Annotated in this window: 16 protein-coding genes; 14 read left to right on the forward strand and 2 right to left on the reverse strand. The window is 38.6% G+C overall.

The window, feature by feature from the left end; translation table 11 throughout:
* The first annotated feature begins 61 nt into the window (after positions 1-61).
* The 8 genes from BLP81_RS08225 to murI all read left to right on the forward strand — a co-directional run bounded on the left by BLP81_RS08225 (position 62) and on the right by murI (position 7,970).
* Positions 62-718, forward strand: a complete 657-nt coding sequence (locus BLP81_RS08225) for a CBS domain-containing protein (RefSeq protein WP_093367977.1) — start codon at positions 62-64, stop codon at positions 716-718.
* A gap of 6 nt (positions 719-724) precedes the next feature.
* Complete coding sequence (locus tag BLP81_RS08230) at positions 725-1,609, forward strand: NAD kinase (protein WP_093367978.1); 885 nt, start codon at positions 725-727, stop codon at positions 1,607-1,609.
* Positions 1,610-1,638: 29 nt separating this feature from the next.
* The gene (gene porG, locus BLP81_RS08235) at positions 1,639-2,415 is read left to right on the forward strand and encodes a type IX secretion system protein PorG (RefSeq protein ID WP_394330530.1); all 777 of its coding nucleotides are present in this window, start codon (positions 1,639-1,641) and stop codon (positions 2,413-2,415) included.
* A gap of 3 nt (positions 2,416-2,418) precedes the next feature.
* Entirely contained in the window at positions 2,419-3,156 is a 738-nt protein-coding gene (locus tag BLP81_RS08240; protein WP_093367980.1) for an isoprenyl transferase, read from the forward strand.
* The gene (locus tag BLP81_RS08245) at positions 3,092-5,749 is read left to right on the forward strand and encodes a BamA/OMP85 family outer membrane protein (protein WP_093367981.1); all 2,658 of its coding nucleotides are present in this window, start codon (positions 3,092-3,094) and stop codon (positions 5,747-5,749) included. The genes BLP81_RS08240 and BLP81_RS08245 overlap by 65 nt, the downstream gene beginning before the upstream one ends.
* Before the next feature lie 30 nt (positions 5,750-5,779).
* Positions 5,780-6,583: an OmpH/Skp family outer membrane protein gene (locus tag BLP81_RS08250; RefSeq protein ID WP_093367982.1), complete on the forward strand. Its 804-nt coding sequence runs from the start codon at positions 5,780-5,782 to the stop codon at positions 6,581-6,583.
* A 24-nt stretch (positions 6,584-6,607) separates the two neighbouring features.
* The gene (locus tag BLP81_RS08255) at positions 6,608-7,117 is read left to right on the forward strand and encodes an OmpH/Skp family outer membrane protein (RefSeq protein ID WP_093367983.1); all 510 of its coding nucleotides are present in this window, start codon (positions 6,608-6,610) and stop codon (positions 7,115-7,117) included.
* Between the two features lie 64 nt (positions 7,118-7,181).
* On the forward strand, positions 7,182-7,970 hold the full coding sequence (murI, locus tag BLP81_RS08260; protein ID WP_093367984.1) for a glutamate racemase: 789 nt from the start codon (positions 7,182-7,184) through the stop codon (positions 7,968-7,970).
* Here murI and BLP81_RS08265 read toward each other — a convergent pair.
* The gene (locus tag BLP81_RS08265; RefSeq protein ID WP_093368077.1) at positions 7,967-8,947 is read right to left on the reverse strand and encodes a PorP/SprF family type IX secretion system membrane protein; all 981 of its coding nucleotides are present in this window, start codon (positions 8,945-8,947) and stop codon (positions 7,967-7,969) included. The genes murI and BLP81_RS08265 overlap by 4 nt on opposite strands.
* 248 nt (positions 8,948-9,195) lie before the next feature.
* Here BLP81_RS08265 and BLP81_RS08270 point away from each other — a divergent pair, with 248 nt between their 5' ends.
* On the forward strand, positions 9,196-10,107 hold the full coding sequence (locus tag BLP81_RS08270) for a NifU family protein (protein ID WP_093367985.1): 912 nt from the start codon (positions 9,196-9,198) through the stop codon (positions 10,105-10,107).
* A 74-nt stretch (positions 10,108-10,181) separates the two neighbouring features.
* Here the strand turns inward: BLP81_RS08270 and lpxB are convergent, their stop codons facing one another.
* Positions 10,182-11,336 carry a lipid-A-disaccharide synthase gene (gene lpxB, locus BLP81_RS08275; protein WP_093367986.1) on the reverse strand — a complete coding sequence of 385 codons (1,155 nt, stop codon included), beginning with the start codon at positions 11,334-11,336 and terminating at the stop codon, positions 10,182-10,184.
* 123 nt (positions 11,337-11,459) lie between these two features.
* Between lpxB and BLP81_RS08280 the strand changes: the two genes are divergently transcribed.
* The 5 genes from BLP81_RS08280 to BLP81_RS08300 all read left to right on the forward strand — a co-directional run bounded on the left by BLP81_RS08280 (position 11,460) and on the right by BLP81_RS08300 (position 15,532).
* Positions 11,460-12,326 (forward strand): YicC/YloC family endoribonuclease, encoded by an 867-nt coding sequence (locus BLP81_RS08280; protein WP_093367987.1) that lies wholly within the window; start codon positions 11,460-11,462, stop codon positions 12,324-12,326.
* A 2-nt stretch (positions 12,327-12,328) separates the two neighbouring features.
* Positions 12,329-12,907 carry a guanylate kinase gene (gmk, locus tag BLP81_RS08285; RefSeq protein ID WP_093367988.1) on the forward strand — a complete coding sequence of 193 codons (579 nt, stop codon included), beginning with the start codon at positions 12,329-12,331 and terminating at the stop codon, positions 12,905-12,907.
* Positions 12,904-13,485 (forward strand): nicotinate (nicotinamide) nucleotide adenylyltransferase, encoded by a 582-nt coding sequence (nadD, locus tag BLP81_RS08290; protein WP_093367989.1) that lies wholly within the window; start codon positions 12,904-12,906, stop codon positions 13,483-13,485. The genes gmk and nadD overlap by 4 nt, the downstream gene beginning before the upstream one ends.
* A gap of 126 nt (positions 13,486-13,611) precedes the next feature.
* Positions 13,612-14,619, forward strand: a complete 1,008-nt coding sequence (locus tag BLP81_RS08295) for an NAD(P)H-dependent glycerol-3-phosphate dehydrogenase (RefSeq protein ID WP_093367990.1) — start codon at positions 13,612-13,614, stop codon at positions 14,617-14,619.
* A 13-nt stretch (positions 14,620-14,632) separates the two neighbouring features.
* Positions 14,633-15,532 carry an EamA family transporter gene (locus tag BLP81_RS08300; protein ID WP_093367991.1) on the forward strand — a complete coding sequence of 300 codons (900 nt, stop codon included), beginning with the start codon at positions 14,633-14,635 and terminating at the stop codon, positions 15,530-15,532.
* The last annotated feature ends 6 nt before the right edge of the window (positions 15,533-15,538 follow it).

The following is a 15,538-nucleotide window of genomic DNA, read 5'->3' on the forward strand; positions in this document are numbered from 1 at the left end:
AAATACAATCCTAAGCGGGACTTTGCTTGGATTTTGTGTATTTTGCAACAAAAGATCACTTATGATTTGGCAAAATTTTATAGACCAAACTTTACAACCTGTAAACGTATCCGATACGATTTCAGAGGTAAAAACCGCGTTTGAAGCTTCACCCTTTAATCATCTGCCCGTCTTTAAAAAAGAGGTTTTTAAAGGTAGTATCCAAGCTGGTGATTTAATCGATCTGGAGCCTTCCTCAAAGCTTTCAGAACACAAATACCTCATCGAAGTGTTCTATGTAGAAATTCATAAGACAAATCTGGATCTCATCCATGAATTTGCCAACCATCAAACCAATTTGCTTCCTATATTGGATCATGACAAAAGATACATGGGAGTTATGAAACTGGAAGATGTGCTTGATTTATTTGGTGAAAGTCCTTTTGTAGCAAACGAGGGCGAAGTCATCATCTTAAGAAAAGAAAGGACAAAGTTTGCCTTTAGTGAAGTAGCACAACTTATCGAGACCTTGAACGCCCGAGTTTCCGGCATGTACATCAGCCAGCTTACACAAGATGCGGTAGAAGTAACGGTGAAGGTAGAGCACCAGGGCATCAATGAAATTTTGCAAACTTTCAGACGGTATGACTATCAGATCGCCAGTGAACATCCTGAAGATCTGTTTGCAGAAGATCTTAAAGAACATTCAGATTACCTCAATAAATACTTAGATATTTAAAGCATTATGACAAATCGTGTTGCCATTTTCGGTCAAGCATTTTATCCTGAAACTGAAAAATACCTTGCTCAGCTTTTGGAAGTATTGAAAACCAATGATGTTGAAGTCATCATAGAAAAAGAGTATTTTAAATTGCTGAAAAAGGAACAGTCTGTTGAAAATTTACAGGATTATACCACTTTTGAAACCTTGGATCAAACTGTAGATTTATTTTTTACAATTGGTGGTGACGGAACCATTTTATCTGCAGTAAAATTTGTCAAAAATTTGAATATTCCCATAATCGGAATCAATACGGGAAGATTAGGATTTTTGGCTACAGTACATAAAGACGAAATCAAAAAAAGCATTGAAGACATTCTCAATGGAAATTATAAAGTTTCTGAACGCAGTTTACTTGAAGTTAAATTAGAATCTGATAATTCGGCCTTAGGGATTCCCTATGCCCTCAACGAAGTAGCCGTCAGCCGTAAGGAAACCACGTCCATGATCACTATCGAAACCTGGTTAAACGATGAATTTTTAAACTCCTATTGGTCAGATGGTATTATCATATCCACTCCTACAGGCTCCACAGGTTATTCGCTGAGCTGCGGAGGACCAATTATCACTCCGCAAACCAAAAGCTTTATCATCACGCCTATCGCTCCTCATAATCTAAATGCAAGGCCACTTGTTATACCAGATGATTTGGAAATAAAGTTAAAAATTTCCGGGCGAGAAGATCAATACCTTCTATCTCTGGATTCAAGATTAGCCAGCTTAGACAAAGACACTGTAGTCAAAATTAAGAAAGCAGATTTTAACATCAAACTGGTTTGGCTTCACAGCGATAGCTTCATTACAACGCTTAGGAAGAAATTATTGTGGGGGCAAGATAAGCGCAATTGAAACAATAAATTTAGCTTTATTGTGTTTAAATGGCACCCATTCTTAAACACAGGGCGTTTGAGAATATTTATATATTTGCAACCTTTAAGTTTTATATGAAATCTATTCTTATCGTCATCTTTTTATGTTTAGGAATTAATTTTGCATGTGCTCAAACTTATGAATTTGGTTTAATCTTTGGGGCTACAAATTTTGTCGGCGATGTAGGATCCCCATCATTTATACAGCCTAAAGATTATCTGAATCAGGACAAAGTATCTTACGGGGCTATTCTTAAATGGAATAGAAGTCCAAGACATGCTTTTCGCTTTACTGCGATGAGACTGAATACTTTTGGAAACGATTTGAGAGCGGATGAACCTAGAAAATTGAGCCGCGGTTATGCTTTTGAAACTGATATCACAGAACTTTCTTTAGGAATTGAATTCAATTTTTTTGAATGGGATCTTCATGAATTAAATCGACCCCTATTCACTCCCTATATCTATACAGGGCCTACTTATTTTTTCACCAATGAATATTATGTAGAAAACAATGTCCTGGTAGAAGGAGGCTCAACTTCCAATTTTGCAATACCAATGCTAATTGGCGTAAAAGGCACCTTAAGCAGGAAATGGATTTTGGCTGCAGAATTCGGGGCCAGGTATACCTTTACAGATAATTTGGACGGAAGTGAACCCGAAGAAATAAACAGTCGAACAAATTATCCTACCTTTGGCAATTCTAACATGAACGATTGGTATTTTTTTTCAGGAATCACACTTACGTACACCTTCGGTCGTAAGCCTTGTTACTGCAATTTATAGTGAATGGATTTTAAATCAAACATCATAGTCGAAAAGTTGCCCAAGCACATTGCCATCATTATGGATGGAAATGGACGCTGGGCTAAAAGCCAGGGTTTAATGCGGGTTCGTGGTCATGAAAAAGGGACTAAAGCCGTAAGAGAAACCGTCGAGGCCTGCGCAGAATTAGGTTTAGAAAACTTGACGCTTTATGCCTTTTCTACCGAAAATTGGAAACGCCCAAAACTGGAAGTACAGACCCTTATGAGACTTCTTGTCTCTTCTTTAAAGGAAGAGATCAAGACCTTACAGGACAACAAAATCAAGCTTCAGGCTATTGGATGCATCGAAAATCTCCCGTCCAAGGCAAGAAAGGAACTCAGGGAAGTCATTGACAAAACGAGTGACAACTCACACATGACTCTAACTTTGGCTTTGAGTTATGGTTCCAGAGAAGAATTAACGCAAGCTGTCAGACAAATAAGTGAAAAAGTAAAAAATAACATAATAGATTCAGAAACTATTGATGAATCTACAATAAATAAGCATCTTTACACCCAAAATCTGCCAGACGTAGATATGATGATTCGCACAAGTGGAGAGAAGCGAATCAGTAATTTCTTACTTTGGCAAATGGCCTATGCAGAACTGTATTTTACAGATATTCTCTGGCCAGATTTCAGAAAAGAAAACCTTTTTGAAGCAATTTACGAATACCAAAAAAGAGAAAGAAGATTTGGAAAAACAAGTGAACAACTCTAAGTATAACTTATTGTTTGCTAGATCAAGTAGACGTATAACTTATCTAGCGCTTATTTTATTTAGTGCCTTTGCAAGTGCTCAAAATTCACCTTTAGAAGCTGCTGGCAAAAAATATACTTTAGGAGAAATTGAAGTGATAGGTTCTACAAGTTATAATGAACAAACGGTTATTGCTTTTACTGGACTTAAAACAGGAGAAGAACTCTATATTCCAGGAGATAAAATAAGCAAAGTTTTGAAAAAGCTTTGGGATCTTGGCTTGTTCAGTGATATTAATTTCTACCTTAAAAATGTTGATGGCGATGTTGCGGATTTACAGTTAGAAATCGTAGAAGTTCCCAAGCTTAATGAAGTCAAGGTCAGAGGAATCAAAAAGCGAAAGAGAGCAGAGATTATCAAGGATAATGAACTTCAGAAGAATACAAAAGTTACTGAAAATTTTATCATAAACCTTCGTAATACCATTGAAGAAAAATACCGAGAAAAGGGGTTTTTAAACGCTGAGGCCACCATCAATACAAGCCCTGTGATAGACACTGCCTCCACTGATAATTTGGTCAATATGACCCTTAATATTGAGCCCGGAGATAAGGTTAAAATCAGCTCTATCAACATAGAAGGGAATGAGAATTTTTCAGATTGGCAGGTGAAACGTATGATGAAAAAGACCAAAGAGAAATTTTTCCTGAGGTTTTGGAAACGCTCCAAATTTATCGAAGATGACTATGAAGCGGATAAGGAAAGAATCGTAAAAAAATTCAAAGAAAAAGGCTATAGAGATGCTAGAATTATAAGCGATTCCATGCTGGTGAATTCCGACACTGACATCGCGCTTAATATTGAAGTCAATGAAGGAGATCGTTACTATTTTGGAGATATAGAATTTCTTGGAAATTCTGCATATACAGATGCTCAGCTTCAGCAGTTGCTGGGGATTCGCAAAGGCGACCCCTATAATGGGACTATTCTACAAAATAAAATTGCCAATACCGAGAAACCCGATGCAGATGATCTCACCAATTTGTATCAAAATAACGGGTATTTATTTTCTAATATAACTCCTGTAGAAACCAGAATTTATAACGATACCATCGACTTAGAAATCAGAATTAACGAAGGTAAAATCGCTTACTTTAATGAAATCCTGGTTACTGGTAACGACAAGACCAATGACAACGTCATTTTTAGAAACTTAAGAACACGTCCTGGCCAGCAATACAGCAAACAGGATGTCATGAATACCATTCGTGAGCTCGGTCAGCTAGGTTTTTTCAATGCTGAAAACCTGGAGCCAAAGTTTGAAAACGTAGATCCACAGTCTGGTACTCTGGATTTGCATTACGTGGTAGAAGAGCAAGGCAGTAGCCAGATAGAACTACAGGGTGGTTATGGTGGTGGCGGCTTTATTGGAACCCTGGGCTTGAGGTTTAACAACTTTGCCATTAAAGACATTTTCAACAAAGAAGCCTATAAGCCCGTTCCTATGGGCGATGGCCAATCGCTTTCCTTAAGAGCCCAAGCGAGTTTGGCTTTTCAAAATTATAGCTTGTCTTTTGTAGAGCCATGGCTTGGAGGTAAAAAACCTGTACAGCTTTCTGTCTCTCTATCTCAAACCATTCAGTTTTTGTTTAACCCCTTAACCAGGCGAGCGGACAATGACCGTAGTTTTACAATTTCCGGTATCAATGTTGGGTTTGCCAAACGACTGAGAGAGCCGGATCAAAACTTTACACTATCTACTGCGGTTGGGTACCAAAATTTCCAACTGAACAATTACAACATCGGTTTATTTAATTTTCCTAATGGCTATTCCAATAACTTGTCATTCACTATTGGACTAAATAGAAATAACACCTTCACCAATCCTATCTTCCCTACGGGTGGTTCTGAATTTGACTTTTCCGTGAAGTTCACCTTGCCTTATTCTGCGTTCAATGATGTAGATTACGCTCAGCTTAGAGAGGAGCGAGATGAAGCCTTAGCGACAAATAATCAGGAAGCCTTAGCCGAAATTGATCAACAAAGATTCAACTGGTTAGAATTTTACAAAGTAAAATTTAGTGGAGACTGGTATAATAATTTGTTTGATAAATTAGTTTTAAGAACGAGGTTTGAGTACGGATTTTTAGGAGCTTACAATAATGACAGAGGCATTCCTCCATTTGAACGTTTCTTCCTGGGTGGTGATGGCCTGGCTGGATTTGCTCTAGACGGACGTGAGATCGTAGCCTTAAGAGGTTACCCCAACCAATCTATTCTTCCAAGGTCTAGAACCGTAGGAGGCGAAGAAAGCTTTAACGATGGTGCTTCTATATATCATAAATATACCGCAGAATTGAGATACCCAATCACACTTAAACCAACGGCTTCGATTTATGGCCTTGCCTTTGTAGAGGGGGGAGCTACTTTTGACGAATTTAAAAACTTTACGCCTTTTGAAATGAGTCGCTCTGCAGGTGCAGGCTTGCGTATCTTTATGCCCGCATTTGGTCTGCTAGGTATAGATTTCGGATATGGATTCGATCCAATTCCTGGCTCAAACACTGGAGCCAACGGTTGGGAAACTCACTTTATTATTGGTCAGCAATTTTAAAAGTGGCACGGTTTTTAAGCATTATACAGTATGAAGTTATTTAAATACATTTTCATCTTTACCCTTTTCACCTTTTCCGTTTCTGGACAAGGCGGCTTGAAGATTGCTTATGTAGATATGGATTATATCCTGGAACAAATTCCGGAATATAAACAGGCTTCAAACCAATTGAACTTAAAAGCTCAGGAGTGGAGAACTGAAATTGAAAGCAGGCAGCAAAAAATTGAGAACTTAAAAGCAGAACTGGAAAACGAGAGACCTCTTCTTACCACAGATCTTATTCAAGATATGGAAGATGAAATCAGCTTTCTGGAAAATCAATTACTGGACTATCGCAATAAAAGATTTGGGGTTTCAGGTGATTTTATCGTTCAGAAACGGCAATTGATTCAGCCAATTCAAGATCAGGTTTTCAACGCTATTCAGGAAATAGGGGAAAGTAGAGATTACGATTTTATTTTTGAAAATTCTGCAGATGCTTTACTTTTGTTTTCTGCAAGAAGGCATGATCTAAGTGAAGTTATTTTAAAATTGATCAACAGAAACTCCAGGGGAGCTGGAACTGAAACAGCGGATATCATTGAAGACATAGAGGATTACAAATCTGTAGAAAAAGCTGAAGAGGACGAACTAAAGCAAGAAGAGAAAGCCCTTAAAGAAGAAGAGCGAAAAAGCGAAAGAGAAGCGCTTATAGACGAGCGCCAAAGAAAGAGAGATTCGCTTAGAGACGCAAGACAACGAGAATTTGAAGAGCGGAGAGCGAGAATACTAAAACAAAGAGAAGAACGACAAAGAGAAAGAGACTCTATAAAAAACGCAAGAGAAAATAATTAAATTAAACACTAAATTAAATTGAGAATGAGAACTTTAAAAACAATTGTAGTAGCACTGGTATTGTCTTTCGGATTGATGTCCGCTACAAACGCCCAATCCAATATTGCACACATCAACTCTCAGGAGTTTGTAAGAAGCTTACCGAGTTATCAGGCTGCAATGACAGAGGTAGACCAGCGTGAAAAAACCTACCGTAAAGAAATTGACGATTTATTGAAAGAGGCTCAAAAAACAAATGAGCGTTATCAAAGAGAAGCCCCAACTAAAACTGAGGAAGAAAATCAGAAAAGAGCTATGGAACTTCAGGAGATGCAGCAATCCATTATGGAGTATAGACAAACAGCTTCTGAGGACCTTCAAAAAAAGCAGGAGGAATTGATGAGACCTGTTTTGGAAAAGGCAAGAGCTGTGATTCAAGAAGTCGCGAGAGGAAAAGGCTTTGACTATGTACTTGACTCTTCCCTTGGCGCTGGAGTATTGATGGCTGACGGTTACAATTTGATGGCTGATGCTAAAGCTGCTATCGGAGAGTAATACGGTTTACCGTATTTTAATTCATACAAAAAGACCATCTTTGTGATGGTCTTTTTTATGTTATATGTCTCAACAACCTATTGTTTTATTCGATTCAGGCGTGGGAGGAACTTCTATTTTAAAAGAAATAGCCCAGCTGTTACCTCATGAAGATTTTATCTACCTGGCCGACAGTAGAAACGCTCCCTACGGAGAAAAGACTCCACAGGAAATTATCGAACTGAGTATCAAAAATACAGACCTGGCTTTACGTATGAATGCCAAGCTTATTGTCGTGGCCTGTAATACGGCAACGACTAATGCCATTTCACATTTGAGGGCTGAATATCAAGTCCCCTTTATAGGTATAGAACCCGCTATAAAGCCAGCAGCCTTAAATTCAGAAATAAAAAAAATTGGAATCCTGGCTACCAAAGGAACTTTGAGTAGCGCCTTATTCAAACAAACCTCAGAAGCATTTACAAAAGGAATAGATGTCATAGAAATTGTGGGAAAAGGAATTGTGGAAGCTGTTGAGGGTGGCTGGACGTCCGACAAAACTTTTGTAGACCGGCTCAAACATCAAATTCAGCCATTTATCAAGGAAGACATAGATTATTTGGTCTTGGGCTGTACGCATTTTCCTTACATCATACCTCAGCTTAAACACCTATTACCTGCTCATGTTAAAATTATAGATTCCGGAAGAGCAGTTGCAAAACAAACCCAGGCGGTTTTAGAAAAAAACAACTTGAAGACGTTAACTACAGCCAGGGGCAGAATTAGCCTCTATTCCAATGCCGATAATATATTTCATTTAAAAAAACTCGTTGAAGAAATCCCAACTTCAGAAGTAAACCGCATGGATTTTTAATAATTCACTGCAGGACAAATACATTTTTGTCGTTTTCGGTTTTCTCCAAAATCGTAGCCTAGTGTGATTTGATGAAAACCACTAGTGGAAAGCACTTCAGAAAAAGCCTGATGAGAATAGGTATAGGCGACCATAAAGCGCTTGTAATTAAACCCGATAAAAGGTGAAATATACTGCAGCTTTTCAGATTGAGCTATGGAATTTTGTGCTGTAAAATCTATTCCATCGAGGGCTCTCCTGTAGGAAATACCACCCCAGATTTGACCTTGATCAAGCTGATAATAGGCTTTGATATTGAAATCAATATTGGTCTGACTCAAAGCCTCTCTATGCTGAAAAAACAACGAAGGCTCGAAAATCCAGCGGGATTGCAAAGAAGCTATGGTATAACCCACAGAAGCTAAATATTGCCTTTGATTACTGATTTCAAAAACTTCAGAAAACACCTGACGCTGTTGCGGGAGTAAGTTTTTGAAAGTCACATGAGCAAAAAAATCCAGAAAAAAATAAGACACTCCGACATCGACATTGAAAAAAGTTTCAGAACGCTGGGAACCATCTATGGCAGGATCCGGATTTCCAATTGTATTGAGTCCGGTTTGATCCAGGCGATCCTGAAGTACCCCTGCACTTAATCCAAAAGATAGCTGATTGATGTCGGCGGTGGACCTTGAAAACATAAGATGGTAGGCAAAAGTGGCTTGTGCCCCTTGCTGGGTGAACCTTCCGTTGGAGTCATTATATAAAATTGCGCCTAATCCCACCTTATCATTTACTCTTCCGTTTATACTCAAAGTTTGTAAACTTGGAGCATTTGCTACATCAAACCACTGCTGCCTTGCTGTCAGTCTCACCTTGTTGAAATTGGAAGCACCAGCCATAGAGGGATGAACCAGGTAGTAATTATCTGTCAGGTAATCCAAATAAATAGGCAAACTGAGCCTCTGAGAATAGGTGTTTTCTGAAGTAAACATCATAAAGATCAGCCCCGCTAGAAGGAGTCCTTTATGTAGATTGCAGTAAGAACTGAGAGGATTCAAAGATAATTGAACTAAAAGTTTAAAGCAATTTCAAATATACGTTTTATTGCTCTTTATTAATCTTATTTGACTTAAATCTTACAAACTTTAAGACTTATAAAGCTATGAGAATACAATTGCTAATAGAAACTCAAATTTAAACTTACTAGGCTTTTGTTTTGTAGTTTTGCAAAAAAAAGCGGGTTATGTCGAAGTATACTTTAGAGATCAAATCAACCAATAAGCCTTCAATCCTGAAGTTTGAATTCAATGAATTTCTCACTAAACAGAAGGGTTATGAATATCATAATATTGAAGAAGCAGCCAATTCTCCAATTGCTTCGCAGCTGTTTTATCTGCCTTTTGTAAAAACGGTTTACATCTCTCAAAACTTTATTGCCATTGAAAAATTCAATATCGTAGAATGGAATGAGGTTCAGGATGAAGTGGCTGAGCAGTTGCTCAAACACCTTAATGAAGGCGGTCAAATCGTAAACGAAGAGGAAACACAATCAACTAAAAAAGTGCCGGTCACTGTTTATGCCGAAAGCACGCCGAATCCTTCCGTCATGAAATTTGTGGCCAATAAAAAGCTGGTGCTGGAATCTGCAGAATTCAAAACTATAGATGATGCCGACCGGTCTCCCTTAGCCCAGAAATTATTTCATTTCCCTTTCGTAAAGGAAGTTTTTATGGATGAAAATTATATCTCCATCAACAAATACGACATGGCTGAGTGGGATATGATCACCAATGAACTAAGAGGATTTATCAAGGATTATATCGAAGAAGGTGGTAGTATTTTAAAAACGGGAAGCGTTTCAAAAGGTAAATCAGAAGAAGCTGCAACGCCAAGTATTGACACCTCCAATTTGGATGATGTATCCAAAGAAATCATCCAGATTTTAGAAGAATATGTAAAACCTGCTGTTGCCAGTGACGGGGGAAATATTGTTTTTAAATCCTATAATACAGACTCCAGAGACGTGGAGGTGATCCTGCAGGGTGCTTGCAGTGGCTGTCCTTCCTCGACTATCACCTTAAAAAATGGGATCGAAACCATGCTTAAGGAGATGCTTCAAGGCAAAATCAATAATGTAGTGGCTTACAATGGCTAAATTTATCCTCTCCCAGATTTATTCCATAAATCTGACCTCTCCAAAGGAGAGGTAAAGGGGAACTCCGTACGAGTTTACTGGGTATTGTGTTGATGAAACGTATTCACTATCAATTCAGCGGTGCGGCGACTTGCACCTACTCCGCCGAGTTTGGTTTTTAAGTCTTTATAATCCGACATTAGTTTTTCTCTTCGATCTGAATTCAGAATTTTATCCAGCTCAAGTTTAAGCTGTTTGGCCGTAAACTCATTTTGAATCAATTCCCTGACTACTTCACGTTCCATAATCAGATTCACCAGAGAGATATAATCCAGCTTCACAATTTGTTTAGCGATCAGATAAGAGATTACATTTCCTTTATAACAAACTACTTCTGGCACCTCAAACAAAGCGGTTTCCAGAGTAGCAGTCCCTGAAGTCACCAGCGCCGCATGCGATTTGCTCAGCAGATTATAGGTGTCATTTTGAATTAATTTTACTGTTTCACCTGACTCACCTGAAGACACAGACGGGTCTGGTATAATTGAGTTGTAAAATTCTTCATCTTGGCTGGGTGCTCCGGCTATCACAAACTGATAGGCCGGATAATCGCTAACGATGGAAAGCATCACGGAAAGCATTTTGGATATCTCTTGTTTTCGACTTCCTGGCAACAAAGCAATAATAGGCTTATCTTCCAGTTGATGCTTCTTTTTAAAGTCTTCAAAACTGATTTCTTTTCGCTTTTCGATCTGATCTAAAAGTGGATGCCCAACGAAATGCACATTAAAATCATGTTTCTCTTCGTAAAAGTCCTTTTCAAAAGGCAGGATCACATACATATGATCTACATCCCTTTTGATCTCTTTAATTCTATTCTCTTTCCAGGCCCAAATTTGCGGTGAAACATAATAATGTGTTGCGATGCCCTGCTGTTTTGCCCATTTGGCAATCCTCATATTGAAACCAGGATAATCCACAAAAATAACAGCATCCGGCTGAAACTGAGAGATGTCTTCTTTACAAAGCTTGATGTTACTAAGAATCGTCTTCAGGTTGGTAATCACCTCCCAAAAGCCCATAAAAGCGAGTTCTCTGTAGTGTTTCACAAGTGTCCCGCCAACGGATTCCATAAGATCACCGCCCCAAAATCTGAACTCTGCAGAAGCATCTTTTTCCATTAAAGCCTGCATCAAATTGGAGGCATGAAGATCTCCAGAAGCTTCACCAGCTATGATATAATATTTCATCTAGTTTGTTTACTGATATCTAAAAACGAAATTACGATAAAATAAGGATTAGACCTTAGCCCAAATTATTCAGTTCCTCTCGGATTCGCTACATTTGCCAAATCTTTTTAAGACCACGTATTTATGATTCAATCCATGACCGGTTACGGTAAAAGCAAGTTGGAAGTCGGCGGTAAAGTCTTTACTGTAGAGTTAAAATCTCTCAATAGTAAAAGCTTAGATGCCAATGTAAGAATTCCTTCAGAATTTAGAGAGTTGGAACTTCCCATCAGAAACAAACTCTCGCAAAGTCTGAGTCGGGGGAAAGTAGATTTTTCACTTCAGGTTGAAAAGCATGAAGAAGAAAGCTCTGCTAAAATCAACACTAAAGTTGTTGAAAGTTACCTAAAGCAACTTAAGCAGCTTCCAGTTTCCACCTCTAAAGACGATAGCCGACTACTTCAGATTGCGATGTCGCTGCCCAATGCCCTGAGTTCAGAAAAAAACGAACTGGAAAAGAAAGATTCTGAAGCTGTGTATCGCGTTTTGGATTTAGCTCTAGAGCAGATCAATGCCTTCAGAACTGATGAGGGTCAGGTCTTGAAAGCAGATTTTGAACTCCGCATTCAAAACCTTAACGAGTTACTTTCAGAAGTAAAATCCATAGATCCCGAACGTATTGAACATGTAAAAACGAGACTGAGAAAAGGCATTGAAGAACTGAAAGAAAAAATAGATGAAAATCGATTTGAACAGGAATTGATTTATTACATCGAGAAATACGATATCACCGAAGAAAAGACAAGATTGGACAATCACTTGTCGTATTTCATCAAAGCGCTGAATTCTCCGGATTCCAACGGCAAAAAACTCAATTTCATTTGTCAGGAAATCGGCAGGGAGATCAATACCATAGGAAGTAAATCCAACTTTGCCGCTATGCAAAAAACAGTGGTTCAGATGAAGGATGAGCTGGAGAAAATAAAAGAACAAATGCTTAATGTACTCTAGGTATGAACGATAAAAAACAAGGCAAACTCATTGTCTTTTCTGCACCTTCAGGATCCGGGAAAACAACCATTGTAAGGCATCTTCTAGCGCAAAAAGACTTGGACCTGGAGTTTTCTATTTCCGCGACTTCCAGAGCGCCAAGAGGAAATGAAGTGGACGGTAAGGACTATTATTTCATGGATTTGAAGGAATTCAAATCTCATATTAAAAATGATGATTTTTTAGAATGGGAAGAGGTTTACAGAGATAATTTCTACGGTACTTTAAACTCCGAAGTCGAACGCATCTGGGCCATGGGAAAACATGTGGTTTTCGACATTGATGTCGTAGGCGGCTTAGACATCAAGAGGATTTATCCAGAGCAAACCTTAGCGGTATTTGTAGAACCGCCGAGTATTGAAGAGCTGAAAATAAGGCTCAAAAAACGCAAAACCGAATCTGAAGACCGCATTGCGATGAGAGTTGCCAAAGCCTCAATTGAGATGGCTACCGCTCCTCAGTTTGATCATATCATTGTGAATGAAGATTTAGACACCGCCCTGGACGAAGCTTATCAATTGGTCAAAGCCTTTATCAAATGAAAAAAATAGGACTTTATTTTGGGACCTTCAATCCGTTTCATATAGGGCATTTAATCATTGCTAATCATTTGGCAGAGCATACCGAATTGGATGAGATCTGGCTGGTGATTACACCGCAAAGTCCTTTCAAAAAGAAAAATAATCTTTTGGAAAACCACCACAGATTTGAGTTGGTATATCGAGCGACAGAACCTTACGAAAAGCTAAAGCCCTGCGATGTTGAATTCAAATTACCTCAGCCCAATTATACCTCCAAAACTTTAGCAGAACTGAAAGACACCCATCCCGACCTGGATTTTGCGCTGATTATGGGAGAAGATAATCTGGTGAATTTTCACAAGTGGAAAAATTACGAAAGCATCCTGGAACATCATGACATTTATGTGTGCCCCAGGCAAACGACTATCGAAATTCCCGAGCAGTTCCAAAACAATCCTAAAATTCATATAACCGACACCCCTGTCATGGAAATTTCATCTACCTTAATAAGGAAAATGATTAAATCGGGTAAAAATGTTAACCCCCTACTCCAGCACAGGGTATGGGAATATATTGACGAAATGAATTTTTATCGATAAGTAAACCCGGACCTTCTGTTTAAATCTTTTTTAATCTGATCTAAAAAACACTCATATTTATCAAGTTTTGAATCCAAGGTCTGTTTCAAAAAAACTGACAAAACCCATTTTTAAAAGCTAAGACAAATGACAAATACCCATCCAAATTTTGGAGTTATCGGCAGCGGAAGCTGGGCAACAGCTATTGTGAAAATGCTTTGTGAAAATGTTCCGGATGTGAATTGGTACATCCGAAAACAGGAAGTCATAGACTATATTGAGAAAGAACACCACAATCCCAATTACCTGAGTGCTGTTGAATTTGACCCTAAACAAATTAAATTATCCAGCAATATCAATAAGGTTATTCAGGAATCCGATATTTTGATCTTTGTGGTGCCTTCTGCTTTTTTAAAGAAAGAACTCGATAAGATCACAACTGATCTTTCAGATAAACTCATTTTCAGTGCAATTAAAGGCATAGTCCCCGAATCTCAACTTTTGGTAGGCGAGCATTTCAATAAGGAATACAACATTCCTTTTGAGAAAATTGGTGTGATTACCGGTCCCTGTCATGCAGAAGAAGTCGCCCTGGAACGCTTGTCGTATCTGACCATTGCCTGCGCCGATGAGGGCCACGCCAACACGCTGGCGCAGTATCTGAGTAGCGAATACATCAAATGCAATGTTTCTGAAGATATCATCGGTACCGAATATGCCGCAGTACTAAAAAACATATATGCCATTGCCGCAGGAATAGCTCATGGCCTGGGTTATGGAGATAACTTTCAGAGTGTCCTGATGAGCAATGCCATTCGGGAGATGAAGCGCTTTATCAAGAAATGCTATGCGATGAAGCGCAACATCAATGATTCTGCCTATTTGGGTGATTTATTAGTAACGGGATACTCCGTTTTTAGTCGAAATCGCTATTTTGGAAATATGATTGGCAAGGGCTATACAGTGAAAAGTGCACAAATGGAAATGAGCATGGTGGCAGAAGGTTACTACGCCACTAATTCCGCATACGAAATAAGCAAAACCTTCGGAAATAAAAAGGCAAAAACGCCTATTATAAATGCCGTTTACAAAGTCTTATACGAAAAAAAAGATCCGAAAAAAGTCTTCGAAAAATTAGCTGATAAGCTTAATTAATACACGATTTTAAATGAATTCAGTTTTAAAAGGCGGCATTCTGGTTGCCCTGGGTGCTTCATGTTATGGCTTGCTCACCACTTTTGTGAAACTAGCCTACGAAGAGGATTATACGGCCTATGAGGTTACTTTTTCACAGATTTTAATCGGTTTTATCGCCTTGATGATTTTGAATCTTTTTCTGAAAAAGAAAAAATCTCCCATCACAGATCCAAAACTGAGACGTAAAACCATTTTCTATCTCATTCTGGCAGGAACTTCTTTGGGCTTCACCAGTATATTTTATTATTTGGCTGTACAATATGTCACCGTATCTGTAGGTATCGTTTTACTCATGCAAAGCGTATGGATAGGCGTGGTTTTGGATGGCATCATCAATAAGATTAAACCCACTCCAATAAAAATCATTTCGGTGGTTCTCATTTTGATAGGAACCGTTCTCGCCGCAGATCTATTGATAGAAGAACAGGATGTAAGCCTGTCAGGTATTGGATTTGGCATCCTGGCGGCCTTGTCTTACACCGTCACCATAATGACTTCAAATAGCGTTGGAACGCAATACCACCCCATTACCAGAAGCAAATGGATGATGCTTGGGGGACTCATCGTCGTTTCCATAATCACTTTACCAGAACTTATAAAAGCCATGGATTTTGGAATTTTCTTAGTCTGGGGACCAATTTTAGCTTTGTTTGGAACTATTTTACCCCCCTTATTTTTTACAGCAGGCATGCCCAAAATAAACGTTGGCCTTGGCGCCATCATTTCTTCCATAGAACTTCCTGTAGCTGTTTTGATGGGGTATTTTGTTTTACAGGAAAATCAAAACATCTATAAATGGATAGGAATTCTTTTGATTTTATCATCGATAGTCCTTATGAACCTGAAAAAAGTTCAGAAAGAGCCGTTGTAAAGCAAA

Source organism: Psychroflexus sediminis (assembly GCF_900099815.1).
Taxonomy (GTDB): domain Bacteria; phylum Bacteroidota; class Bacteroidia; order Flavobacteriales; family Flavobacteriaceae; genus Psychroflexus; species Psychroflexus sediminis.

Coding starts and splice junctions, on each gene's coding strand:
- BLP81_RS08225 (WP_093367977.1), top strand. CDS start 62: ATGATTTGGCAAAATTTTATAGACCAAACTTTACAACCTGTAAACGTA.
- BLP81_RS08230 (WP_093367978.1), top strand. CDS start 725: ATGACAAATCGTGTTGCCATTTTCGGTCAAGCATTTTATCCTGAAACT.
- porG (WP_394330530.1), top strand. CDS start 1,639: ATGGCACCCATTCTTAAACACAGGGCGTTTGAGAATATTTATATATTT.
- BLP81_RS08240 (WP_093367980.1), top strand. CDS start 2,419: ATGGATTTTAAATCAAACATCATAGTCGAAAAGTTGCCCAAGCACATT.
- BLP81_RS08250 (WP_093367982.1), top strand. CDS start 5,780: ATGAAGTTATTTAAATACATTTTCATCTTTACCCTTTTCACCTTTTCC.
- BLP81_RS08255 (WP_093367983.1), top strand. CDS start 6,608: ATGAGAACTTTAAAAACAATTGTAGTAGCACTGGTATTGTCTTTCGGA.
- murI (WP_093367984.1), top strand. CDS start 7,182: ATGTCTCAACAACCTATTGTTTTATTCGATTCAGGCGTGGGAGGAACT.
- BLP81_RS08265 (WP_093368077.1), bottom strand. CDS start 8,947: ATGATGTTTACTTCAGAAAACACCTATTCTCAGAGGCTCAGTTTGCCT.
- BLP81_RS08270 (WP_093367985.1), top strand. CDS start 9,196: ATGTCGAAGTATACTTTAGAGATCAAATCAACCAATAAGCCTTCAATC.
- lpxB (WP_093367986.1), bottom strand. CDS start 11,336: ATGAAATATTATATCATAGCTGGTGAAGCTTCTGGAGATCTTCATGCC.
- BLP81_RS08280 (WP_093367987.1), top strand. CDS start 11,460: ATGATTCAATCCATGACCGGTTACGGTAAAAGCAAGTTGGAAGTCGGC.
- gmk (WP_093367988.1), top strand. CDS start 12,329: ATGAACGATAAAAAACAAGGCAAACTCATTGTCTTTTCTGCACCTTCA.
- nadD (WP_093367989.1), top strand. CDS start 12,904: ATGAAAAAAATAGGACTTTATTTTGGGACCTTCAATCCGTTTCATATA.
- BLP81_RS08295 (WP_093367990.1), top strand. CDS start 13,612: ATGACAAATACCCATCCAAATTTTGGAGTTATCGGCAGCGGAAGCTGG.
- BLP81_RS08300 (WP_093367991.1), top strand. CDS start 14,633: ATGAATTCAGTTTTAAAAGGCGGCATTCTGGTTGCCCTGGGTGCTTCA.